Source organism: Pseudomonas sp. NFX98 (assembly GCF_047784845.1).
In the GTDB taxonomy this organism is placed as follows: Bacteria; Pseudomonadota; Gammaproteobacteria; order Pseudomonadales; family Pseudomonadaceae; genus Aquipseudomonas.
In genome coordinates, this window is the sequence record NZ_JBLNNF010000002.1 from 236,099 (window position 1) to 260,079 (window position 23,981).

General features: G+C 60.4%; 21 protein-coding genes and 2 pseudogenes. 16 read left to right on the plus strand and 7 right to left on the minus strand.

All coding sequences use genetic code 11. The features are described from left to right. Window positions 1-102 precede the first annotated feature (102 nt). Window positions 103-1,026: a LysR family transcriptional regulator gene (locus tag ACM110_RS03535; protein WP_416126589.1), complete on the minus strand. Its 924-nt coding sequence runs from the start codon at window positions 1,024-1,026 to the stop codon at window positions 103-105. Between the two features lie 174 nt (window positions 1,027-1,200). On the opposite strand from ACM110_RS03535, the gene ACM110_RS03540 reads away from it, so the two are divergent. The 14 genes and pseudogenes from ACM110_RS03540 to ACM110_RS03605 all read left to right on the plus strand — a co-directional run bounded on the left by ACM110_RS03540 (window position 1,201) and on the right by ACM110_RS03605 (window position 15,907). Then, a complete protein-coding gene (locus ACM110_RS03540) occupies window positions 1,201-2,340 on the plus strand; it encodes an iron-containing alcohol dehydrogenase (RefSeq protein ID WP_338581253.1) in 1,140 nt (379 codons plus the stop codon). Between the two features lie 93 nt (window positions 2,341-2,433). Continuing rightward, the gene (locus ACM110_RS03545) at window positions 2,434-3,213 is read left to right on the plus strand and encodes an enoyl-CoA hydratase-related protein (protein ID WP_416126590.1); all 780 of its coding nucleotides are present in this window, start codon (window positions 2,434-2,436) and stop codon (window positions 3,211-3,213) included. A gap of 1 nt (window position 3,214) precedes the next feature. Continuing rightward, window positions 3,215-4,423 carry a CaiB/BaiF CoA transferase family protein gene (locus ACM110_RS03550; protein ID WP_416126591.1) on the plus strand — a complete coding sequence of 403 codons (1,209 nt, stop codon included), beginning with the start codon at window positions 3,215-3,217 and terminating at the stop codon, window positions 4,421-4,423. Window positions 4,424-4,580: 157 nt separating this feature from the next. After that, window positions 4,581-5,627: a TRAP transporter substrate-binding protein gene (locus ACM110_RS03555; RefSeq protein WP_416126592.1), complete on the plus strand. Its 1,047-nt coding sequence runs from the start codon at window positions 4,581-4,583 to the stop codon at window positions 5,625-5,627. A 15-nt stretch (window positions 5,628-5,642) separates the two neighbouring features. Beyond that, window positions 5,643-7,538 (plus strand): TRAP transporter large permease subunit, encoded by a 1,896-nt coding sequence (locus tag ACM110_RS03560; RefSeq protein WP_416126593.1) that lies wholly within the window; start codon window positions 5,643-5,645, stop codon window positions 7,536-7,538. A gap of 66 nt (window positions 7,539-7,604) precedes the next feature. Beyond that, window positions 7,605-8,063, plus strand: a complete 459-nt coding sequence (locus tag ACM110_RS03565; RefSeq protein WP_416126594.1) for a thioesterase family protein — start codon at window positions 7,605-7,607, stop codon at window positions 8,061-8,063. Window positions 8,064-8,079: 16 nt separating this feature from the next. Continuing rightward, window positions 8,080-9,039, plus strand: coding sequence for an amidohydrolase family protein (locus tag ACM110_RS03570; RefSeq protein ID WP_416126595.1), 960 nt, complete (start codon window positions 8,080-8,082; stop codon window positions 9,037-9,039). Then, window positions 9,032-9,991, plus strand: a complete 960-nt coding sequence (locus ACM110_RS03575; protein ID WP_416126596.1) for an amidohydrolase family protein — start codon at window positions 9,032-9,034, stop codon at window positions 9,989-9,991. Before ACM110_RS03570 ends, ACM110_RS03575 begins: the two co-directional genes overlap by 8 nt. Before the next feature lie 21 nt (window positions 9,992-10,012). Continuing rightward, window positions 10,013-11,590 (plus strand): aldehyde dehydrogenase (NADP(+)), encoded by a 1,578-nt coding sequence (locus ACM110_RS03580; RefSeq protein WP_416126597.1) that lies wholly within the window; start codon window positions 10,013-10,015, stop codon window positions 11,588-11,590. 125 nt (window positions 11,591-11,715) lie between these two features. Beyond that, window positions 11,716-12,288 carry a PPC domain-containing DNA-binding protein gene (locus ACM110_RS03585; RefSeq protein ID WP_416126598.1) on the plus strand — a complete coding sequence of 191 codons (573 nt, stop codon included), beginning with the start codon at window positions 11,716-11,718 and terminating at the stop codon, window positions 12,286-12,288. A gap of 95 nt (window positions 12,289-12,383) precedes the next feature. Further along, window positions 12,384-13,691, plus strand: coding sequence for an OprD family porin (locus ACM110_RS03590; protein WP_416126599.1), 1,308 nt, complete (start codon window positions 12,384-12,386; stop codon window positions 13,689-13,691). A gap of 267 nt (window positions 13,692-13,958) precedes the next feature. Continuing rightward, a pseudogene (locus ACM110_RS03595) lies at window positions 13,959-14,483 on the plus strand (Tar ligand binding domain-containing protein); the annotation flags it as partial. A 492-nt stretch (window positions 14,484-14,975) separates the two neighbouring features. Beyond that, the gene (locus tag ACM110_RS03600; RefSeq protein ID WP_416126763.1) at window positions 14,976-15,584 is read left to right on the plus strand and encodes a methyl-accepting chemotaxis protein; all 609 of its coding nucleotides are present in this window, start codon (window positions 14,976-14,978) and stop codon (window positions 15,582-15,584) included. 119 nt (window positions 15,585-15,703) lie between these two features. Next, complete coding sequence (locus tag ACM110_RS03605; RefSeq protein WP_416126600.1) at window positions 15,704-15,907, plus strand: hypothetical protein; 204 nt, start codon at window positions 15,704-15,706, stop codon at window positions 15,905-15,907. A 67-nt stretch (window positions 15,908-15,974) separates the two neighbouring features. Here the strand turns inward: ACM110_RS03605 and ACM110_RS03610 are convergent, their stop codons facing one another. The 4 genes and pseudogenes from ACM110_RS03610 to ACM110_RS03625 form a co-directional block, all read right to left on the minus strand. Continuing rightward, on the minus strand, window positions 15,975-16,172 hold the full coding sequence (locus ACM110_RS03610; protein WP_034150399.1) for a YbdD/YjiX family protein: 198 nt from the start codon (window positions 16,170-16,172) through the stop codon (window positions 15,975-15,977). 2 nt (window positions 16,173-16,174) lie between these two features. Next, complete coding sequence (locus ACM110_RS03615) at window positions 16,175-18,232, minus strand: carbon starvation CstA family protein (protein ID WP_416126601.1); 2,058 nt, start codon at window positions 18,230-18,232, stop codon at window positions 16,175-16,177. A gap of 297 nt (window positions 18,233-18,529) precedes the next feature. Next, window positions 18,530-18,652 (minus strand): annotated as a pseudogene (locus ACM110_RS03620) (electron transfer flavoprotein subunit beta/FixA family protein); the annotation flags it as partial. A 28-nt stretch (window positions 18,653-18,680) separates the two neighbouring features. Next, window positions 18,681-19,487 (minus strand): MBL fold metallo-hydrolase, encoded by an 807-nt coding sequence (locus ACM110_RS03625; RefSeq protein ID WP_416126602.1) that lies wholly within the window; start codon window positions 19,485-19,487, stop codon window positions 18,681-18,683. A gap of 733 nt (window positions 19,488-20,220) precedes the next feature. Here ACM110_RS03625 and ACM110_RS03630 point away from each other — a divergent pair. After that, entirely contained in the window at window positions 20,221-21,588 is a 1,368-nt protein-coding gene (locus tag ACM110_RS03630; RefSeq protein WP_416126603.1) for a cache domain-containing protein, read from the plus strand. Between the two features lie 33 nt (window positions 21,589-21,621). Next, the gene (locus ACM110_RS03635) at window positions 21,622-22,254 is read left to right on the plus strand and encodes a response regulator transcription factor (protein ID WP_338581271.1); all 633 of its coding nucleotides are present in this window, start codon (window positions 21,622-21,624) and stop codon (window positions 22,252-22,254) included. A 291-nt stretch (window positions 22,255-22,545) separates the two neighbouring features. Here the strand turns inward: ACM110_RS03635 and ACM110_RS03640 are convergent, their stop codons facing one another. Beyond that, window positions 22,546-23,565, minus strand: a complete 1,020-nt coding sequence (locus tag ACM110_RS03640) for an ABC transporter substrate-binding protein (RefSeq protein ID WP_416126604.1) — start codon at window positions 23,563-23,565, stop codon at window positions 22,546-22,548. Between the two features lie 101 nt (window positions 23,566-23,666). Beyond that, entirely contained in the window at window positions 23,667-23,882 is a 216-nt protein-coding gene (locus tag ACM110_RS03645; protein WP_007904463.1) for a TOBE domain-containing protein, read from the minus strand. Between the last annotated feature and the right edge of the window lie 99 nt (window positions 23,883-23,981).

The window sequence follows — 23,981 nt, forward strand, 5'->3', positions numbered from 1 at the left end:
AGGAGCGAGCTTGCTCGCGATGAGGGCGTGTCAGTCGCCGAAAATGTCGAATGATATTCCGCTATCGCGAGCAAGCTCGCTCCCACAAGGGTGCGGAGCAGCTCAACCCAGATTCAGCAACGCCTGACGCAACAGCCTGGCCGCCGGTGAATCCGGCACGCCTTTGCGCGAAACTAACTCGTACGGCTCGCTGCGCGAGGTAATCGGCAGGGGCAGCGTGGTGGTAAAGCCGTAACCGGAACAGAATTTCGCCACATCCGTCGAGACCAGCGCCACCAGCGACGGGTTTTCCTGCAACAACGACAACGTCGCGAACGCCGAGGTGGTTTCCAGCAGATGCACCGGGAACCGCAAGTCAGCCTCGTGAAATTCGCGCTCCAATAACAGACGCATCGGCATGTTCGCGCGGTAGACCACCCAGCGGTAATCCACCAGATCCTTCAACGACAGCTTCCTGGCATAGGCGAACGGATGCTGGGTGCTGGCGATCACCGCCAGGGTTTCTTCAACGAATGATGCGCTTTCGTACAGGTAAGGTGTGCTGCTGACAGTCGTGCGGCAGATCGCCAGATCAAGGCGGCCGGCGTCGAGTTGGCTTAATAAGGCGGCGCTGGTGTCTTCGACGATCTCGATGGACATCTTCGGGTTGTCGGCAATCACCCGGCTGATCGCCGTGGTCAGCAGCGGCACCGCGCCCATGATGGTGCCCACCGACACCCGTCCGCCCTCGCCGCTCATGATGCCGATGATCTCTTCGCGCAAGTGAGCGAGGTCAGTCTGGATCAGTCGCGCGTAACGAATCACCGAGCGTCCGGCGTCGTTTGGCTCTAGCCCGCGGTTAGTCCGGGTGAACAGTGAAGTGCCGAACGTGGTTTCGATTTCCTGCAATGCCTTGCTGGCGCCGGGCTGGGTCAGCGCCACCTGCCTGGCCGCGCCCAGCAGGGAGCCGTGTTCATCAAGCGCTATCAAAAGACGCAGCTGCTTGATGTGCAAACGGGACATGATCGAGTTGAGTGAGGGCGTCATCAGGGTTAACTAAAAGTTATAGAGGTATCGAAAGTTGTCAGTATCGGGGGCAATACGTCGGCCCTATAGTCCGCTCCACAGTCAGGCAATGCAATGGGTTTGGCCAGCGTTCAGCAGCGCTGCAACTACAGGCCGATTGCAACAATAACAATCCTGTATAACTTGTGGTGAACCATGTCCCTCATCAATTACGTCACCAAAATCCAGTTCGGCTATGACAGCCTGGAACATCTGGCCGCCGAAGCCGACCGCGCCAACATCACCCGTCCGCTGATCGTCACCGACCTGGGCGTGCGCAATGCCGGCATCGTCGACAAGGTCATCGCCGCCCTCGGCGCCAACCGTCCCTACACGATTTTCGACGCCACCCCACCGAACCCGAACGAACACGCCGTGCGTGAAGCCGTCGCGCAATACCGCCTGGGCGAGTGCAACGGCATCATCGCGGTTGGCGGCGGTTCTTCCATCGATCTGGCCAAGGGCGTGGCGGTTTGCGCGACGCATGAAGGTCCGCTGCAAAGCTTTGCGGTGATTGAAGGCGGACTGGACCGCATCACCTCGGCCACCGCGCCGCTGATCGCAATTCCGACCACCGCCGGCACCGGCAGCGAAGTCGGTCGCGGGGCCATCCTGATCCTCGACGACGGCCGCAAAGTGGGCGTCATCTCGCCGTACGTGGTGCCGCGTGTGGCCATCTGCGATCCGGAACTGACCCTCGGCCTGCCAGCGATGCTGACGGCCGCCACCGGCATGGACGCCATTGCCCACTGCATCGAAACCTTCATGGCGCCTGCCTTCAACCCGGCGGCGGACGGTATAGCTCTCGACGGTCTGTGGCGTGCCTGGGGTCATATCGAACGCGCCACCGCCGAACCCGGTGACCGCGAAGCGCGGATGAACATGATGAGTGCGTCGATGCAGGGCGCGCTGGCATTCCAGAAAGGCCTGGGCTGCGTGCACAGCCTTTCCCATGCCTTGGGCGGGATCAATCCGAAGCTGCACCACGGCACCTTGAACGCGATCTTCCTGCCGGCGGTCGTCGACTTCAACGCCAACGCGCCCACCGTGCGCGACGAACAAAAACTTGAGCGCCTGCGCCACGCCATGGGCCTTGCGGCCGACGCCAACATCGGCTCGGCCATTGAAGACATGACCCGCCGCCTGGGCCTGCCCACCCGTCTCAGCGAAATCGGTGTCGACGAAAGCCTGTTCGAGCACATCGTCGAGGGCGCGCTGCACGACCACAGCCACAAGACCAACCCCCGCGAGGCATCCAGCGCGGACTACCTGACGATGCTCAGGCAGTCGCTTTAACGCATCGCTGCACCCTACAGCTATCCAACAATAAAAATTCAGGAGGCCGCCGCATCGCCGGGTTCACGCGGAACCGGCGATGGCAGAACAACCATGAAGCCCACCGTCCTTATAGAACGGCAAGACACGCTTGCCATCGTCACCCTCAGCAATCCCGGAAAAATGAACGCCCTGAACCTGTCCATGTGGCAGGACCTGGGCGACGTCATGACCGAGCTGTCGGCCGACTCGTCCATACGCTGCGTGATATTGCGCGGTGAAGGCGAACAAGCCTTCGCTGCCGGTGCCGATGTCGGCGAGTTCCCCAGCGTGCGCGCCAACGCCGCTCAAGCACGGACGTATGCCGAAGTCACCTCGATGGCCATGCGCGCGGTTGCCGATTGCGTGCACCCGGTGATCGCGATGATCCACGGCGTGTGCGTCGGCGGCGGCCTGGAGATTGCGGCGCTGTGCGACCTGCGTATCTGCGGCACGTCCAGCCGCTTCGGCGCCCCGGTCGGCAAGCTCGGTCTGGTCATGTCCTATGACGAAATGGCCGGACTGGTCGCGCTGGCCGGGCGTTCGACCACCCTGGAAATCCTTCTCGAAGGCCGGATCCTTGATGCCCAGGACGCTTACGTGAAAAACCTCGTGACCCGCGTCGTCGCCGATGCCGAAGTCGAGGCCGAAACCCTCGCCACCGCCAAACGCATCGCCAATGGCGCGCCGCTGGTAGCGCGCTGGCACCGTCAGGCTGCCCGTCAGCTTGAAGCCGGCCAGGCACCCACCGCCCAACAGGTCGACCACAGCTACTTCTGCTACGACACCGAAGACTTCCAGATCGGCCTCAACGCTTTCATCGCGAAAGCCAAACCACAATTCAAGGGGAAATAACATGGGACCGCTGACAGGAATGCGCGTGGTAGAACTGGCTCACATCATGTCCGGCCCGGTGTGCGGAATGATGCTGGCCGACATGGGTGCCGACGTAGTCAAGGTCGAGAAAGTGCCCGACGGCGATGACTCGCGACGCTTCTCGCCGATCATGGCCAGCGGCGAATCCGCTTCGTTCATGGTGGTCAACCGCAACAAGCGCGGCATCGGCCTGAACCTGAAGACCGACGGCGGCCGCGACGTGTTGCGCCGCTTGCTGATGGACGCTGACGTGGTCACGGAAAACTATCGCGCCGGCACCATGGAAAAATTCGGCCTGGGTTACGACACGCTGAAAACCCTCAATCCAGGGCTGATCTACTGCGCGATCTCTGGCTACGGCCGCAGCGGCCCGTTCGGCGACAAGGGTGGTTTCGACCTGATCGCCCAAGGCATGAGCGGCATGATGAGCATGACCGGTGAAGCCGGGCGTGAGCCGGTCAAGGCTGGTTCGCCAGTGGCCGACATCAACTCCGGCATCCTCGCCGCCCTCGGGATTTGCGCGGCCTACGCTGCCAAACAGAAAACCGGGTTGGGGCAAATGGTCGACACCTCGTTGTTCGAAGCCGGCCTGCAACAGATGTTCTGGCCCGCAGCCGCGTACTTCGCCGATGGCACCATCCTGCCGAAAATGGGCTCGGCCAACTCCACCAGCGCGCCGTATCAGGTATTCCGCACCGCCGATGGCTGGATCAACATCGGCGCCGCCAACCAGGCCAACTACGAACGGCTGGTCGAAGCCCTCGCCGTGCCGCAACTGAAAGCCGACCCGCGTTTCGCCAGCAACGCCCTGCGTATGCAGCACCGCTTGGCACTGGTGGAAATCCTCAACGAAGTGCTGGTCGCGCGCACCACCGATGAATGGATGGTGCTGTTCGACAGCCTCGGCCTGCCTGCCGGTCCGGTACTGGACATCGCCGCCGCCCTCGCCCATCCACAAACAAAAGCCCGGGGCATGGTGGTGGAAACCGAGCACCCGACTGAAGGTCGCGTTCGCGGCATGGGCCTGCCGATCCACTTCTCCGACATGGACAACGCCCCGCCACAAACCAGCCGCCCGGCACCGCTGCTCGGCGAGCACACCCGCGAAGTGCTCAAGGAAAGTGGTTACGCCGATGACGAAATCGACGACCTGATTCGCAGCAAGTCGGTGCTGGCATTGACCCTTTGATCCACCAAGCTGAACACCACCCTGCAGGAGCGAGCTCGCTCGCGATGAACCTGAAACTGCCGCGTTCATCCAGAAAACACGCGTAATCGTTGACGACCATCGCGAGCAAGCTCGCTCCCACAAGTAGAACAACAACAAAAACAAAAAGGTAACCATCATGAGCCGTATCTTGACCGAAGCCGTCAGCCGCCGATCATTCCTGGTCTCTGCTGGCGTCACCGTGGGCGGTGCCTTTGCCGCCAGCCTGCTGCCCACCGGTGGCGTGTTTGCCGCCACAAAACCGATCGTCTTGCGCTACAGCAGCAGCCTGCCCGACACCCATCCGCTGAACAAACAGATGAAGGCCGCGTCCGAGGCGATCAAGGCCGAAACCAACGGCGCCGTCGATTTGCAGGTGTACGCCAACGCCTCCATGGGCGGCGACACCGACATGCTGTCCCAGGTGCGCGCCGGTGCAGTGGACTTCATTCCCCTGCCCGGAGCGATTCTCTCCACGCTGGTGCCGGCCATGTCGATTGAAAGCATGCCGTTCGCCTTCAAGGACTACGAAAGCGTTTGGGCCGCACTGGATGGAAAACTGGGCGATTACGTGCGCGCCCAGACCACCAAGGTCGGCCTGATCCCGATGGAGAAAGTCTGGAACAACGGTTTCCGCCAGATCACCAGCTCGACCCGCCCGATCAACACCCCGGAAGACCTCGCCGGTTTCAAATTGCGCGTCTTGGTCAGCCCGTTGTGGACCTCAATGTTCAGCGCCCTCGGCGCCGCGCCGACGGGGATCAGCATCAACGAAACCTACTCGGCGTTGCAGACCAAGGTCGTCGACGGCCAGGAAAACCCGCTCGTGGTGGTCGAGTCGGCGCGCTTCTACGAAGTGCAGAAATACTGCTCGCTGACCGACCACATCTGGGGCGGTTTCTGGATTCTCGGCTCAGGCAAGACCTTCCCGAAACTGCCCGCCGACGTACAGGAAATCGTCTCCCGGCAGATCAACGCCGCCGCGCTGGTCCAGCGTCAACAAGTGATCGACCTGAATGCCAGCCTCGAACCCTCGCTGACCGCCCACGGCGTCACCTTCAACAAGGTCGATCGCTCGCTGTTCCGCACCGAACTGCAAAAGAAAGGCTTCTACACCCAATGGAAACAAAAGTACGGCGACGAAGCCTGGGGCTTGCTTGAGCAGTACGCGGGTCAATTGTCCTAAGCCGGAGTCAAGGTCATGAAAAACGAAATGCCTATGACGGATGTTTCCCCCGCTGACGGACTCAGCCCACGCCACGCCGCGCTGCGTCTTGGCCGCGCCCTCGATACCGGCCTGCGCTGGGCGACCGAGGGCAGCGCCGCGCTGCTGGTGATCCTCGAAGTCACGTTGCTGTTCTGCAACGTGTTCTCTCGCTACGTGCTCAACCAGCCGATCGTCTGGGGCGACGAAATGGCGTCGTTGCTGTTTCTGTGGCTGGCGATGCTTGGCTCGGTGGTGGCGATGCGACGCGGCGAGCACATGCGCCTGACCTCGTTCATCGGCCGGCTACCGGCGGAAAAACGCGCCTTCGTCGACACCTTCGGCGCGGTAATCGTCATCACCTTCATCGTCATGCTGTTCTCGCCGGCCTGGGAGTTCGTCAGCGACGAGTGGATCATCACCACCGCCGCCCTGGAAATCCCCAACGCCTTTCGCGTGTCGGCCATCGCCGTCGGCCTGAGCCTGATGCTGCTGACCTGCGTCGCACGGCTGTTGACCAGCGCGCGACTGATCGACTTCACCGTGTCAGTGGCCATGCTCGGCTCGCTGGCCGCGTTGTTGTGGGCCGGTGAAGGCACGCTGTTGCTGATGGGCAACTGGAACCTGATCGTGTTCTTCATGATCGGCGTGATGGGCATGATCGTCATCGGCGTGCCGATCATGGTTGCGTTCGGCCTGGCCACCGTGGCGTACCTGTCGACCATGACCAGCACACCGCTGACCCTGGTGGTCGGCCGCATGGACGAAGGCATGGCCAGTCTGATCCTGCTGGCGATTCCGTTGTTCGTGTTCCTCGGCGCGCTGATCGAAGCCATGGGCATGGCCCGGGCGATGATCCGTTTCCTATGCTCATTGATCGGCCATGTGCGCGGTGGTTTGTCGTATGTGTTGATCGGCGCGATTTACCTGATCTCCGGGATTTCCGGCTCGAAGGCCGCCGACATGGCCGCCATCGCGCCGGCGCTGTTTCCGGAAATGAAGAAACGCGGCGAGGATGAAAACGAACTGGTGGCGATGCTCAATGCCTCCGGGGCGATGTCGGAAACCATTCCTCCAAGCCTGGTGCTGATCACCATTGGTTCGGTCACCGGCGTGTCGATTTCCGCGCTGTTCACCGGCGGTTTCATGCCCGCCGTGGTGGGTGCGATTGCCATGGCCGCCGTGGTCTGGTGGAAAAACCGCAAACGCGATGCCTCCACCGGCCAACGCGCTACCGCCAAGGAAATCGGCCACTCGCTGCTGGTCGCATTACCGGCGCTGGCCCTGCCCTTCGTGATCCGCACCGCCGTGGTCGAAGGCGTCGCAACCGCGACCGAAGTGGCCGCCATCGGCGTGGCCTACACCTTCATCGTCGGCTTGCTGTGCTACCGCTGCTTTGACTGGAAACGCCTGTATCCGATCCTGGTCAGCACCGCGTCGCTGTCCGGCGCAATCCTGATCATCATCGGCAGCGCCACCGCCATGGCCTGGGCACTGACCCAGTCGGGGTTCTCCCATCAACTGGCGCAGGTGATGTCCACCGTGCCGGGTGGCGCGATGGGCTTCCTGATCATCTCCGCGGTGGCGTTCATCCTGCTTGGCAGTTTCCTCGAAGGCATCCCGGCCATCGTGCTGTTCGGGCCGTTGCTGTTCCCGATTGCCAAGACCATGGGCATCAACGATGTGCACTACGCCATGGTCGCGATCTTCGCCATGGGCCTGGGCCTGTTCGCACCGCCGTTCGGCGTCGGTTTCTACGCGGCTTGCGCCATCGCCAAGGTCGACCCGAGTGGTGCCATGCGCCGGGTCTGGCCATACCTCGGGGCGCTGGTGGTAGCCCTGGGCGTGCTGATTGCCGTGCCCTGGATTTCGATTGGTTTCCTGCCGTCCTGACTCACTTTTTGACTCCCCGCCGACGGTCGCCACCGCGACTGTCGGCACTCAAACACGAGGTTGCTTATGAATTTCTCCACACTGGAAACCGGTGCCACCACCGAGCGCCGACTGATCGTCGACCAGCCACGCACCATCTCGTTTCTCGGCGAGGACCTGCGCATCTACGCCACCCCGCGCCTGGTGGATGACATCGAACAGGCTTGTCTCGACTACCTGCTGACATTCCTCGACGAGGGTGAAAACACCGTCGGCGCGGCGGTCGATATCCGCCACGTTGGCGCGACGCTGATGGGCATGTCGGTGAGCATTGTCGCCACGGTGACTCGGGTTGAGGGGCGCAGCGTGACGTTCAACGTCGAAGTGCGCGACGACGTGGAACTGGTGGCAACGGCGGCGCATACGCGGGTGGTGGTCAACGTCGCCAAGCTGCGCAGCCGCGTGCAGGCCAAGGCTGCGGCGGCCGAGGCTGGCGAAATCGATGACGGCGCGCTCAGCCCTGCGCGCCTGACCGCTTCGCGCTGAGTCCGGGAACGTCGCCATGATCACCTTGCATGAACGCAACGGTTTGCCGAACTTCGCCGCCGAAGATGCGCTGCCGATCGTCGATGCCCATCATCATCTGTGGGACCTCGGCGCCGGTCGCTATCCCTGGCTGCAGGAGGAATATCATGAGGAGTTTTTCCTTGGTGACTACCACTCGCTGCGCCGCGATTTCCTACCCGAGCATTTCCTCGCCCTGACGCAAAAACAACGGTTGATCGGCACCGTGCATGTCGAGGCCGAACGTGCCCGCGACGAGCAAATCGCCGAGACGCTTTGGCTGGAACAGGTGAATGTCCGCTACGGTTTTCCCAACGCCATCGTCGCCCACGCCTGGTTCGATCGCGAAGACAGCGCCGAGATTCTTGCAGCGCAGGCCGCCCGGCCGTTGGTCCGGGGCATCCGCTCAAAACCGCTGACGTCGGTTTCGCCGGACGTCTCGATTGCCGGCGCCCCCGGCACGATGCAAGACTCGAAATGGCTGGAGGGTTTTTCGCTGTTGGCCCGCTACAACCTGTCGTGGGACTTGCGCGTGCCGCCGTGGCACCTGGTGGAAGCCGCCGCAGTGGCGGCGATGTTCCCGCACATACAGATCGCCCTGAACCACACGGGTTTCGCCTGGGACCGCAGCCCCGAAGGCATGGCGCGCTGGCGCAAAGGCCTGGAAGCACTGGCCATGCAGCCCAACGTGCATATCAAGCTGTCGGAGTTCGGCCTCAAGGATTCACCGTGGCGCTTTGAGGACAACCGCGTCGTGGTGCTCAACGCACTGGAGATTTTCGGCCCCGAGCGCTGCATGTTCGCCAGCAATTTTCCGGTTGCCGGGTTGCGCGCCTCTTACGACACCATTGCCGATGGCGTGGCGGCGATGCTCGCGCCGCTGGGCCGCAACGTTCAGGAAGCAGTGTTCGCCGGTAACGCACAACGTTTCTATCGCCTGGAGACCGCGCATGAATGAGCAACACGCCATCGACTGGCGCGCACGTTTTCTCGCCAGCGGCGACGACGCGGACTTGCCCATCGTCGACGCACACCAGCACTACTTCGACATGCAGGCGCATTACTACCCGTGGCTGAACGACCGCCCATTGCGCCCATTCCGTTATGGCGACTATTCGTCGATTTGCCGCAACTTCTTGCCTCAGGACTATCGCCGCCTGAGCGGCCAGCACCGGATTGTCCAGACCGTGCTGATCGAGGGCGAATGGGACCCGGCCACGCCGCTCGACGAAGTGCATTTCGTCGAGTCCCTGGTCAAGGACGAACCGACGCTGGCAGCCATGGTCGCCCAGGCCTGGCTTGACCGCGAAGACGCCCCCGCGCTGTTGCGCCAATACGCGCAGCATCCACTGGTGCGAGGCATCCGCCACAAACCAACTGTGACCAGTCTTGAAGCGTGGCACGAGAATTTTGCCGCACCGGGCTCCATGCGCGACGCCCGTTGGCGGGACGGCTACGCCCTGTTGGCAGAAAACGGCCTGCATTTCGAGTTGCAGGCGTCCTGGTGGCATCTGCCGGAAGCGGCCGAACTGGCCAGGGACTTTCCCGACGTGACCATCGTTGTCAACCACACGGCGTTGCCATCGGATCGTTCGGCACAAGGCCTGGCGGGTTGGCGCAACAACCTTGGATTACTGGCTCGCGAGCCGAACGTCGCGCTGAAGATTTCCGGCATCTGCATCCCCGGCGAGCCATGGCCCGTCGAGGCGAACCGCGTTGTAGTGAACGACGCGATATCGATTTTCGGTGTCAGTCGCTGCGCGTTTGCCACCAATTACCCGGTCGATGGCGTGGTCAACGGCATGAGCGAGATTCTCGACGGCTTCAAGACAATCGTCCGCGACCGTCCTCTGACTGATCGGCTGGCGCTGTTCCATGACAATGCCCGACGCCTTTACCGACTCAACTGACCCCATCCTTCAGGAGTTCCCATGTTTGAAGTTTCAGGCCACAACTACGTCGCAGGCACTCGCTCTGCCCAAGGCACCAACACCCTGCAAAGCTTCGATGCCAGCAGCGGCGAAGCCCTGCCGTATCGCTTTCATTCGGCCACCGTCGAAGAAGTGAACGCAGCGGCCGAAGCAGCCGCCACGGCCTACCCGACATTCCGTCATCTGTCGGCCGAACGTCGCGCCGAGTTTCTCGACGCCGTCGCCGCTGAACTCGATGCACTGGACGACACCTTCATCGCCCTGGTCTGCCGCGAAACCGCCCTGCCCGCCGGGCGCATTCAAGGTGAACGGGCACGCACCAGCGGCCAGATGCGCTTGTTCGCCCGAACGTTGCGGCGGGGTGATTTCTACGGTGCGCGCATCGATCGTGCCTTGCCGGGCCGCCAACCGTTGCCGCGCCCGGACCTGCGTCAGTACCGCACCGGCCTCGGCCCGGTCGCCGTGTTTGGTGCCAGCAACTTCCCGTTGGCCTTCTCTACTGCCGGCGGCGACACCGCTGCCGCCTTCGCCGCCGGTTGCCCGGTAGTGTTCAAGGCCCACAGCGGGCACATGGCGACTGCCGACTACGTGGCCGGCGCGATTCAGCGTGCGGCAGAAAAAACCGCAATGCCCAAAGGCGTGTTCAACATGCTCTATGGCAGCGTCGGTGAAGCGCTGGTCAAGCATCCGGCGATTCAGGCAGTCGGCTTCACCGGTTCGCTACGCGGTGGCCGTGCACTGTGCGATATGGCGGCGGCGCGCCCGCAACCAATCCCGGTGTTCGCTGAAATGAGCAGCATCAACCCGGTGCTGCTGATGCCCGAAGCGCTCAAGGCTCGCGGCGACAAGATCGCCACTGAACTGGCGGCTTCCGTGGTGTTGGGTGCCGGCCAGTTCTGTACCAACCCTGGGCTGGTGCTGGGCATTCGTTCACCCGAGTTTTCGGCGTTTCTCAAGCGCTTTGCCGCGGTGATGGCCGAGCAATCCGCGCAAACGATGCTCAACAGCGGCGCGCTAAAAAGCTACTGCCACGGTCTGGAAAACCTCAGCGCCCACCCCGGCGTGACTCATTTGGCCGGCGCCGAGCAACAGGGCAACCAGGCTCGGCCACAGGTGTTCAAGGCCGATGTCAGCCTGCTGATCAACGGTGATGAACTGCTGCAGGAAGAAGTCTTCGGCCCGACCACCATCGTCGTCGAAGTGGCAAATCACGCCGAATTGATTCAGGCCCTGCACGGTTTGCGCGGCCAGTTGACCGCGACCTTGCTGGTCGAAGACGCCGAGCTCGATTCCTTGGCCGATGTCCTCGCCCTGCTGGAACAGAAGGTCGGTCGCGTACTGTTCAACGGCTACCCCACCGGCGTCGAAGTCAGTGATGCCATGGTCCATGGCGGCCCGTATCCGGCCACTTCGGATGCGCGCGGCACCTCGGTCGGGACACTGGCGATCGATCGGTTCCTGCGCCCGGTTTGCTACCAGAACTGCCCCGACAGCCTGCTGCCGGATGCCCTGAAAAACGCCAATCCGCTGGGCATCGCCCGCCTGCTGGACGGCGTCATGAGTCGCGACGCGCTGTAAGCCCGCGACCCGCCAAAGCCCACTGTTGATCCTTTGACAGCAGCGCCTGTTTCCCAACAGGCGCCGGGCATCGCTTTGCCTGAAAAACGCTTCATCCCTACAAAAACAACAACAGAGGAAGTCCCATGCAAGTGCAACGTCAACCGAAACACCGCTTGTCCACACTGATGCTGGCGGTAGGTGCCGCCGTGCTGATCAGCTCAAGCCTTGCCCCATCGGCCATGGCCGAAACCCCCACCACCGCGACGACCCCGCCCATGCAATGTGCAACCGAAGCCACCCCGCGCTACACCAAAACGCCCACCGGTTATCTCATGGTCCTGCGCATGGGCGACAACGCCTTCAAGGAGCTGACCAAGCTGGCCATCGCCGAAAAAATCCCCAGCGCCTCGATCAGCGGCATTGGTTTCGGCAACGTGAAATTCGGTTTCTGGAACAAGGATAAAAAGGACTTCGACGCCAAGACCTTCAGCAACGTTGAGATGGCCAGCATCACCGGGTCCGTGGCGTGGAAAAACGACCAGCCGTCGATCCACATGCACGGTGTAGCCGGGGACGCCACGTTCCAGGCTTACGGCGGGCACATCCTCGACTTCGAAGTGACCACCGGTTCGATGGAAATCACCGTCATCGTTCACCAGCGTCGTCTGGAGCGCGGGATTGATCCGTGCATCGGCGCCAACGTGCTGGGCATTTAACTTCTGCGATCTGCTACTCCCACAGCGTCTTCGAGATTGCGTTTGCCGAGCTGTGGGAGCTCCCAACTTCCAATGATAAAAAACGGGCGACATCAATGAGCAGCAAACACATAGCGGCAACCCTGGCGCTGGGCGGCATCGTGCTCGGCAGCCAGGCACAGGCGGATTTCCTGAGCGACAGCAAAGCCACCCTGGGCCTGAAAAACTTCTACTTCAACAACGACAACCGCGACGGCACCGCCGCCCCTTCGAAAACCGAAGAATGGGCGCAGGGTTTCCTGCTCGATTACAAGTCGGGCTATACCGATGGCCAGGTCGGTTTTGGGGTCGACGCATTGGGGTTGATGGGCGTGACGCTAGACAGCGGCAAAGGCCGCCACGTCGGCAGCAGCATGATTCCGTCGGACAGCGACAACAGCGCCGTCGATGAATGGAGCCGCCTGGGCCTGACCGGCAAAGTCAAAATCTCGAAAACCGAACTGCGCCTGGGCACGCTGATGCCGAAGCTGCCGATCCTGGTGTCGAACGATGGTCGGCTATTGCCGCAGACCTTCGAGGGCGGCCAGTTGACCTCAGGAGAATTCAAGGACCTGACCTTGATCGGTGGGCAGATTGAACACGCCACCGGCCGTGGCTCCAGCGATCAAACCGGCCTCACGGCCACCGGTGGCTTGCGCGAGAGCAACCAGTTCGACTTCGCCGGCGGCGACTGGAAAGTCACCAAGGACCTGACCGCGCAGTACTACTACGCGCACCTGGACGACTATTACACCCAACAGTTTTTTGGTCTGACTCACACACTGGCAATCGCCGACAATCAATCGCTGAAAACCGACCTGCGCTATTTCAAGACAGACGCGTCGGGTGAAAACAGCGACGGCAGCACGGGTTACAGAATCAGCGGCTACACCGAAGGCAACGATGGTGAGATCGACAACAAGACCTGGAGCGCCGCGCTGACTTACACCTTGGGCGGCCATGCCGTCACGGCCGGTTATCAAAGCGTCTCCAGCGGCAGCGGCTTCACCCAACTCAACCAGGGTGGCCTGCCGGACAAAGGCGCGGGCGGAGCCAGCCTGTATCTGTACACCGACCGCCTGATCCAGACCTTCACCCGCGCCGGCGAACGCACCGCGTTCGGCCAATACGCCTATGACTTCGCGGCCCTGGGTGTGCCGGGGCTGAAGGCCTCGGCCATCTACCTCAGCGGCGACAACATCAAGACCACTACCGGCTCGAACCAGAAGGAATGGGAACGGGACATCAGCCTCGACTACGCGCTGCAATCCGGTCCGCTCAAGGGGGTTGGATTCGGCTGGCGCAACGGCGAGTCCCACAGTCAGGCGTCGCGCAATCAGGACCAGAACCGCTTGATCGTCAGCTACAGCATTCCATTGCTCTGACCACTCCTGCGCATTGCAAACAAACGCCGCTCATCGAGCGGCGTTTTCATTTTTCCAGCGTCCTTTTTTCTGCGATCGGCCAAGGCTGGCCCTATCGCCGGAATACGTCGTCCGACGTCGCTAATTCGTACATTCTCGCCGGTAACGCAGCGGCTTTTTTTGTCGACACAGTACATGATGCCAATCTGCCTTCACTGCATCATGTAATCACTGCCCTACCCTTCGATCGCCCCCCTCTTCACTATGATGACTCAGGAAAACCGGACTATGGAAAGCTGGAAAATCAGGACTCACCTTCTGCTGCTGACCAGTGCTTTACTGCTGGGACTGTTGTGCGTCGGTGGCCTTGGACTCTTGGGTATGCAATCTGCCGTGCACAGCCTGGAAACCGTGTATATGGATCGAGTCGTCCCGCTGCGGGACCTGAAAAAAATCGCCGACCTGTATGCAGTAAACATCGTCGATGCCACCCACAAGGCGCGCAACGGCAACTTCACCAAAGCCGAATCGTTGAGCCGGATCGAGCAGGCCCAAAAAGAAATCGACCAGACGTGGAAATCCTATAAATCGACGCGGCTGATTACTGCGGAAACACGGCTGATCGCGCAAATCGATCCACTGATGGACGCCACACGTGGGCCCCTGCAAAGTTTGCAGGGCATGTTGCGCCAGAACGACGAAGCGGGGCTGGCACGATTCGCCACTGACCAGTTGTATCCGCTGATAGACCCGCTGTCAGACAAGTTTTCCGAGTTGATCGAGGTTCAACTGGTGGAAGCCAAGAACCAGTTCGAACAGAACCAGATCGCCTACCGTTCCAATCTGCAACTGTGCCTGTTGATCCTGGCATTGGCGACGCTTGCGGGCGCCGCCTATTCATTGTTCTTCTCCCGGTTGCTCACCCGGCAGCTCGGCGCTGAACCCTCCGAATTGGCCGCCATCAGTTCGAACATCGCCCAGGGCAAACTCACTCGCGCGCACGATGACCGGCAAGGTCCGTCAACCGGCGTCCTGCACTCGGTTCAGGCGATGCGCCACAGCCTGAGCGACATGATCGGCAAGATCAGCCAGGCGTCGGAACAGATCGAAGGGGCAACGCTGCAATTGTCCGCGTCTTCGGAACAGGGCTTGAGCAGTGCCGCGCTGCAAAGCGAAACCGCCTCATCCATGGCGGCCACGGTCGAAGAGCTTTCCGTGAGCATCAACCACATCGCCGACAATGCCCGACAGGCGCAAACCACCGCGCAGACAGCGGGCGACATCACCGGTGAAGGCATGGCGGTCATGCAGGCGTCCATCGAGGAAATGGGGCAGATTGCCGATCTGGTGGCGCAAAGCTCTTCCGACATCGATCAACTGGCGATCCAGTCGAACGACATCAGCCTGATTGTCGGTGTGATTCGCGGTATTGCCGAGCAGACCAATCTCTTGGCCCTCAATGCCGCCATCGAAGCGGCACGCGCCGGTGAACAAGGTCGCGGCTTCGCCGTGGTCGCCGATGAAGTCCGCAGCCTGGCTGCTCGCACGGCCCAGTCCACCACCGAGATCGTGGCGTTGGTAGCAGCGATCCAGAACGGCATGGTCAAGGCCAAAGACAGCATGGCCGCCGGCTGCGAGCGTGTGACCCACGGCCAGAAACTGGTCGAGAGCGCCGGGCAATCCATGAGCCGGATCAAGGGCGCACTGGACGAATCGATTGCGGCGGTGAGCTTCATTTCGTTGTCATTGCAAGAACAACGCGCCGCCAGCGACCAGGTCGCCAGCAACGTCGAAAAAGTCGCGCAAAGCGTTGAAGAGAACGCAACGGCGCAAGACGGGATCGTGCGCACAACCCAGGAGCTCAAAGCCATGTCCGACGGACTGGGGGTTATTTTGCAGCGGTTCAGCCTGTAACTGACTTCCGACAACAACATTGTCATGAACAAGCGCTACGATGAATTGACGGCATTCATTATTGAATGCCGCGAAGACGACGACGTTCGCGAGGAATGCATGCAGTTCGAGGAAAAATCATGGCCCTGAAAACCCTGCTGATCTATTGGCCGCTGCTGTCGATCGCCATCGTAGTCGTCCTGTGTCGTATTGTTCATAACGCCAAGGTCGCGCTTGCGGCGCTGGAGATTCAGGCTCCGGATCGACAGCCTCTGCGGGCAGAACCCAGCGATGCCGGCAAGGGCGTGAGCCGTAACGCAGAGACTGATCGCCGCGTGGCCTGAACGCCGGGAGCAACAGCTGATTTTCATCCATAAAAAAACCGGCTTTTCAGCCGGTTTTTTTATTCACTCAACAACACTTCGGTCCAGCCTTGCTGCCGTAACGGGCCTCCTGGCGTTCCCGAAAGAACGCCTCGTAGTCCATCAACGGCTTGTCCGGGTGTTTGGTTTGCATGTGCTCGACGTAGTTGTCGTAGTCGGGCATGCCCACCATCAGGCGCGCGGCCTGACCGAGGTATTTGCCGAGACGACTCAGGTCATTGAACATGATCAGGCTTCCGGCAGCGCTTGGTATGGCGCTTCTTTATCCGTGCGTTCCTTGGTGCCCCAGGCGGCGATGCCGACCTTGAGCGCAAAGAACAGGATGCTGAACACCACGAACAGGAACAAAGCAGTCAGCGTCGCGTTGGTGTAGGCGTTGAAGATCACGTGCTGCATCTGGTCGATGCTCTTGGCGGGGGCCAGGACTTGGCCGTTAGCCAGGGCATCGCTGTACTTCTTGGCCAGGGCCAGGAAACCGATCGCCGGGTTGGCGTCGAACAGCTTGATGAAGCCTGCGGTCGTGGTGCAGATCAGCAGCCACACGGCTGGCAGCAAGGTCACCCAGACGTAACGCTGGCGCTTCATCTTGATCAGCACGACGGTGCCGAGCATCAACGCGATACCGGCCAGCATCTGGTTGGAGATGCCGAACAGCGGCCACAAGGTGTTGATGCCACCCAGCGGATCGATCACGCCTTGGTACAGCAAGTAACCCCACATCGCCACGCAACCGGCGGTTGCCACCAGGTTGGCAGTCCACGATTCGGTGCGTTTCAGCGCTGGCACGAAGGACCCCAACAGGTCTTGCAGCATGAAACGTCCGGCACGAGTACCGGCGTCCACAGCGGTGAGGATGAACAGCGCTTCGAACAGGATCGCGAAGTGGTACCAGAACGCCATGGTGTTTTCACCCGGCAGGACGTGGTGGAGGATCTGCGCGATACCGACCGCCAGGGTCGGCGCACCGCCGGCACGGGCCAGGATGGTGGTTTCACCGATGTCATGGGCGACCGCTTGCAGCGCTTCAGGGGTGATTACAAAGCCCCAGCTGCTGACGGTTTGAGCCACAGTAACAGCGTCGGCACCGACGACGGCGGCCGGGCTGTTCATGGCGAAGTACACGCCCGGATCGATCACCGAAGCCGCAACCATGGCCATGATCGCTACGAACGATTCCATCAACATGCCGCCGTAACCGATGTAACGGGCATGACCTTCGCTGGCCAGCAATTTCGGCGTGGTGCCGGAAGCGATCAGCGCGTGGAAACCCGAGACCGCGCCACAGGCGATGGTGATGAACAGGAACGGGAACAGACCGCCCTTCCACACCGGGCCTGTGCCGTCGACGAATTGGGTCAGCGCCGGCATTCTCAGCTCGGGCATGGTCACCAGGATGCCGATGGCCAAGGCGACGATGGTGCCGATTTTCAGGAAGGTCGACAGGTAGTCGCGCGGTGCCAGGATCAGCCACACCGGCAACACTGCCGCAACAAAACCGTATCCGATCAACATCCAGGTGATCTGGATACCGGTGAAGGTAAAGGCCTTGGCCCAGACCGGGTCGGCGGCAATCTGCCCACCGAGCCAGATCGAACCGAGCAGCAACAGCACTCCGATGATGGAGATTTCACCGATGCGGCCCGGGCGGATGTAGCGCATGTAGATGCCCATGAACATCGCGATCGGGATCGTCGCCATCACGGTGAAGATGCCCCACGGGCTCTCGGCCAAGGCTTTGACCACGATCAGCGCCAGCACCGCGAGGATGATGATCATGATCAGGAAGCAGCCGAACAGCGCGATGGTGCCGGGAATGCGGCCCATTTCTTCGCGAACCATGTCGCCAAGGGAGCGACCGTTGCGGCGGGTGGACATGAACAGGACCATGAAGTCCTGAACGGCACCGGCCAGCACCACACCCGCGATCAGCCAGAGCACGCCGGGCAGGTAGCCCATCTGCGCCGCCAATACCGGACCGACCAGCGGCCCCGCGCCGGCGATCGCCGCGAAGTGGTGACCGAAGAGTACGTGTTTGTTGGTCGGCACATAGTCCAGACCATCGTTGTTGAGCACAGCCGGGGTCGCTCGATTGGGGTCGAGTTGCATCACTTTATTGGCGATGAACAGGCTGTAATAACGGTATGCAACGAGGTAGATAGCGACGGCTGCGACTACGATCCACAGGGCGTTGATCGCTTCGCCGCGGCGCAAGGCCACGACACTTAGCGCAATCGCTCCCAGGACAGCCACGGCAAACCAGGCGAGGTGTTTAGCCAGACGGGGCATAGAGGGTCTCCTGCCGACAGCTCGTGACTGCGGCGGTAATTTTTATAATTGTGTCCGCTGTGCGGAGCTGGCCCAATATCCGCGCATGCCGTCTACAAATAAATCCGCGTTACTACGTACGTGGCATCTACGTAGTTCTACGTAGATGCCTTCAATCCTTGTGGGGAACTGGCTTGCTCGCGAAGGCTGCGTAGGTGAAGCGCCTTGATGCCCGCGCTGTGCGCAGCAGGCGCTTCGACGTTCAAAGTTTTGTTGGTGGAGTCAGTCCAAACGCCCAAAGCGACGCGCGCCACCGTCGATTTCGCAGAACGGGTTCATCGCCATTTTCACATTGGCGAGGTCGACGTCGGAACCGTCCGCCTTGACGCGGACTTTCACGTTGTAATCGACCACGCGCTTTACAGCAGCCATTACTTTCATGGGGATCTCCTGGTGAACGGGTTATCTTTCAACTGTCCAGCCGATGCAGCGCGGCGTGGTGATCGAAAGGTTGATAACGGTGCTGCTTGTCGCGGGCGACCTTGATCATGGCGACAGTCGGGTCACGGGTCAGGAACAGTCGCCCACCCTCGGCCACTACGTGATCAAGCAAGCGCTCCTTTTCATCAATCAGACTTTCCGGGTTGCGGTCGAAAGCCGTGGTCAGATCGAGCGCGAGCCACTGCCGGCCAGGAACCAGATCACCGGCAAAAACAATCGGGCCGCCGGGCATATCGATCTCGGGCAACAATTGCCCCGGCGTATAGCCATCGCTGAGGTGAAAGCGCCAGCCCTCCCCCAATAGATCGTTGGTGCATTCGTCGATCAGGTGCAGACGCCCACTGGCTCGCATCTGACTGATTATCTGCGAGACAAATAACACTCGATCACGCGGGTGCGGATGGCTCGCACGCATCCAGTGCTGACGGCTGACCATGTAATGCGCGACCGGAAACAACAGCCGGGGTGCATCGCCCTCATTGACCGCTTGACGCACCTGTGGCGCGAGCATGGCGTGCAAGTGGGTAAACACCACGGCGTGTATCTGCGTTTCTTCCACCCCCAGGCGCGCTAAACCTTCCAGTACGCCCAGCGCTGGGCGCTGGCAGCGACAAGTGCGCGGCAAGGGTGCCAACAACGCATCGCTGCCCGCCATGACCAGGATGTTCATGCCGTCTTGTTGCACCAGCAGCGCCCGGGAAGCCAACTCCACCTCGTTGTCATAATCAGGGCTCAGCCATTCGATCCAGGCGCTGCGCGCAGTCGTGCCAAACAAGGCACCGCCATCGAGCCTGCGGGGGCTGCCTGTTACCGAAAATAATTTGCGATACACCACGTTTACCTCTCTGGACGCCTTCCGCCCCGATGACCCGCAAAGGGGTTCGGGGTAATGGCAGCTTATCCAGAGTAGGCCGCGCATCACCCCTCCCTGAATGGGTGGGTGGCACGTCCGGATTATCCCTGCCCGTCCCGTTTGGGATAGTGCGCCCGGCAGGAACACCATCTGTTTTTTTGCACAACACTGGCGCCTAGCTTTTGCAATCGCGAATAAATCTCTGAGTTGGAGATCATCGTCAACACAACAATGCCAACCACCGGAAAGTTGCGCGCCAGATAACTGATCAGTTTCAGTCCATCGCCGTAAATCGATGCCTCTGGCATGTGGTAATTAGCTCATTCAGCCCCAAAAGCACTACAGGATGGTCGTCCGCCAAAACCACTTTGATTTTTGTCATGGGCAGGATTGTGCTTTACGCAGATGCGTCAAACCATCAGGAGAATCTGAAAAATTTGAGTGAGGCACGGTTGGCTCGTTGCAGGCCAGCAGCACGGTCTCGCCAACCTACGAGACCGCAACTACCTGCATGCTGGCGTTGTTTCGTTTCCACATTGGTTTTGTATTTCAACTGACTGTCGTTTGCGGCCTTCGGTCATTCCGTCCTGCAACGCTACAGGCTGAGCGTATCTTTGGCATATGATGCCGAGCCTTCGCGCGGGCAGGAGTCAGCATGCAACTCAAACACAAGATCGTCGCCCTCGGGATTCTGCCGCTGGTGCTGGCCATTGCCGTCATTTGTGCACTGGTCATTTCGCTCAACCGCCAATTGGGCGATCAACAGGCGCAGTTGATCGAAGACAGCATCCTGATGAGCAAGCGTGCGGAGTTGAAAAACTACGTGGAAATGGCGAAAAGCCTGATCGAGCCGCTGTACGACGATGGCCACGGCGATGCTCACGCCCAGCAACAAGTGCTTGAAGAACTGCGAAAGCTCAGCTTTGGCATCAACGGTTATTTTTTCGTCTACGACCACGAAGGCCGCAGCCTGATGCACGCGCGGCAGTCGGAGCTGGTGGGCAAATACCTGTGGGACATGAAAGATCCGCACGGCCTGCCGGTGATTCAGGCGTTGCTTAAAAGCGCGCAATCAGGCGAAGGCTTTCAACGCTACGCCTGGAACAAACCCTCCTCCGGTCAGGTCACCGACAAGCTCGCTTACGTAGTGATGCTCGATCGTTGGGGCTGGATGCTCGGCACCGGCATCTACCTCGAAGACGTCGAGCGCGCCACTCAGCAGGCCCGCGCCGAAGTGGCCCAAGGCATTCGCAAGACCATGATGGCGATAGCCGTAGTCGCCCTCGTCGCGGTGCTGTTCGTGTTCGCCACGGGCATGACGCTGAACGTCAGCGAGCATCGTCTGGCAGACAAAAAACTGCAGCGCCTGACCCAACGCATCGTCAGCCTGCAGGAGGAAGAACGATCACGAGTCTCCCGCGAGTTGCACGACGGGATCAGCCAGGTGCTGGTCTCGATCAAGTTTCAGTTCGAACTGGCCAGCCATTTGCTGGAGAGCGGGCAGGCACACGACAAGGGTTTGAACACGTTAAGAGACGCCACCGAGCGTTTGGGCGAGGCGATTGGCGAGGTTCGCAGCTTGTCCCACGACTTGCGCTCATCGTTGCTCGACACCCTCGGCCTGTCGGCAGCCATCGGCCAACTGGCGGCGGAATTCGAACAGCGCAGCGGTCTCACGGTGGCTTACAACGACAATGAATTCGACTGCCAACTGGTTGATGGCGCCGCTGTTTCGTTGTTCCGCATCGTGCAGGAAGGTCTGACCAATATCGAACGCCACGCCGGGGCGAAAAACGTTTCCATTACCCTGCGCGGCTGTGAACAATCCGTGCGACTGACGGTGGTCGATGACGGTGTAGGATTCAACGTCGCCCAAGTCGAACGTCGGCATGCCGGCATCGGCCTGCGTAACATCCGTGAACGGGTCGAACATTTCGGCGGCCGCTTCGACCTGATCTCGACTCCCGGACACAGTGAGCTGGATGTTCTGTTGCCGATGAAACTGCCCGGCGGCAAACGCTGACATCGCCCCGAAAACAACAAGAGTGAAAGCTGAATGAACCTGCCCTCCCCGATCCGCGTCGCTTTGGTTGACGATCACTCTCTGGTCCGCGACGGCATCAAGGCGTTGCTGGCCGTCATGGCGCCCTTGGAAGTGGTGGGCGAAGCCGAAAGCGGTGCCGAGGCGATCGAGATGGTCGGGCGTTGCCAGCCGGATCTGTTGCTGGTCGACATCAGCCTGCGGGACATGAACGGCCTGGAACTGACCCGCGTACTGCGCAGCCAGTACCCGTCGCTCAAAGTGTTGGTATTGAGCATGTACGACAATTACGAGTACGTCAGTGAATCGGTGCGTTCCGGTGCTAGTGGCTATGTGCTCAAGAATGCGCCGTCACGGGAAATCATCGCGGCCATCGAGGCCATCACCAGCGGCGGGACGTTCTACAGCGCCGAAATCGCCCAGCGACTGATTGCCGACAAGAACACCGACAACGAGCTGACGCCCCGGGAAAGCCAGGTGTTAGTGAAAATGGCGCAAGGATTGAACAACAAGGAAATGGCGCGGGAACTGGACATCAGCGTGCGCACGGTGGAAACCCATCGCTTGAGCATCCGGCGCAAGCTCAACATCGACAAGCCTGCGGCATTGGTCAAATACGCTCTGGATCACGGACTTATTTCTCGCTAGCGACCGATGAACCTATAGGAGCTGAGCTTGCTCGCGATGGCGCCGTATCAGTCGACATACATTCTGAATGTACCGGCCTCATCGCGAGCAAGCTCTGCTCCTACAGTTAGCGGTGTGCAACCATTGACTGCGTCAATAGTCACCATTAACTCAATGAAGTTCTCTTAAAAACTCCAGGGCGTAACATCAGCTCCATACCAACCAACAACACCCCGGAGCACACGATCATGAAACGCCAAACCCGGCCTGATCAGCCGGGTTTTTTATGGTCTTCAGCCGGACGATGACCACTCAGCTCCCCGCGCCACCGTGTGCTTCTTCAAAAAAATAGTCCTTCCAGCTATCGACCTTGTTTTTCAGCACGCCCAGCGCCTGCAATTTCTCTGCGTAGACAGCTGTGCATTGCGGAGTAATCGTGAAGTCGATTTCGGGATCGTTGACGATTTTCTCAACCAGCGGCAGCGGTAACTTCGATTGCTCGACCCGAATGTAGGTCGCGGCTGCCGCAGACTTGTCGGCCTTGATGATTTTCTCGGCCTCCGCCAGTGCGTCGTAAAACGCCTTGTAGGTTTTCGGGTTTTCGTCGTGGAATTTTTCAGTGGTGTAGAGCACGTTAAACGTGGCCTGGCCGCCCAATACGTCGTAGGAACTCAACACTTTGTGCACGTTGGGACTCTGCAATTCCTGATACTGGAACGGCGGACTGGAGAAATGAGAGGTGATTTCCGAGCCACCGGCGATCAGCGCCGCCGTCGCATCCGGGTGCGCAAGGCTGATCGAGATGTCGTCGAACTTCTTGAAATGCTCATCGCCAAACTGTTTGGCCGTTTCGATCTGCAAGGTGCGCGACTGGAACCCGACGCCCGCCGCCGGCACCGCGATGCGGTCCTTTTCGGTGAAATCCTTGAGGCTCTTCACATTCGGGTTATTGGTCAGCAAGTAGTTGGGCATCGAGCCGAGCGACGCGATCGCCTTGACGTTCTGTTTGCCCTTGGTCCGGTCCCAAATCGTCAGCATCGGCGGCACGCCCGCCGACACCACATCCAGTGCGCCGGCCAACAACGCCTCGTTCATCGCCGTGGCACCGGAAATGCTGTTCCAGTCGACCTTGATGTCCAGGCCCTGCTCCTTGCCATGTTTCTCGATGAGCTGCTGATCGCGCACCACATCCAGAATCAGGTAACCGATGCCAAATTGCTGGGCGATGCTGATCTTGCCTTCGGCCTGGGCACCCGGGCTGAGCAATACACCCACCGCTGCAACGGATGCCGCCAACAGCGTCAACCCTGAGTTCTTGAAACGACCCACCATGACAACCTCATCAATAAATTAACGAACAAAAGTCCTCACGCGATCCGTAGCAGCTGGCGAAGCCTGCGTTCGGCTGCTACAGAAAAGCGTTGAGACCGGACTCAGAGTTTGGCGATCGAGACTTCGGTGGATTTGACGAAGGCAATGACTTCGCTCCCGACCTTCAACTCAAGGTCGCGCACCGAGCGGGTGGTAATCACTGAGGTGACGATGCCGGACGCCGTTTGCACGTCGATCTCGGAAACAACTTCGCCTTCCAGTATTTCCTTGATGACGCCCTTGAACTGGTTACGGACGTTGATCGCTTTGATGGTCATGATGAGGCTTCCTGTCTGATGTCGAGGCCCGTTCGCGTGACCGGGCAGGCCTTCAAAGTGCACCGCCTTTGATGACATTAAAAGGAATATATAATTATC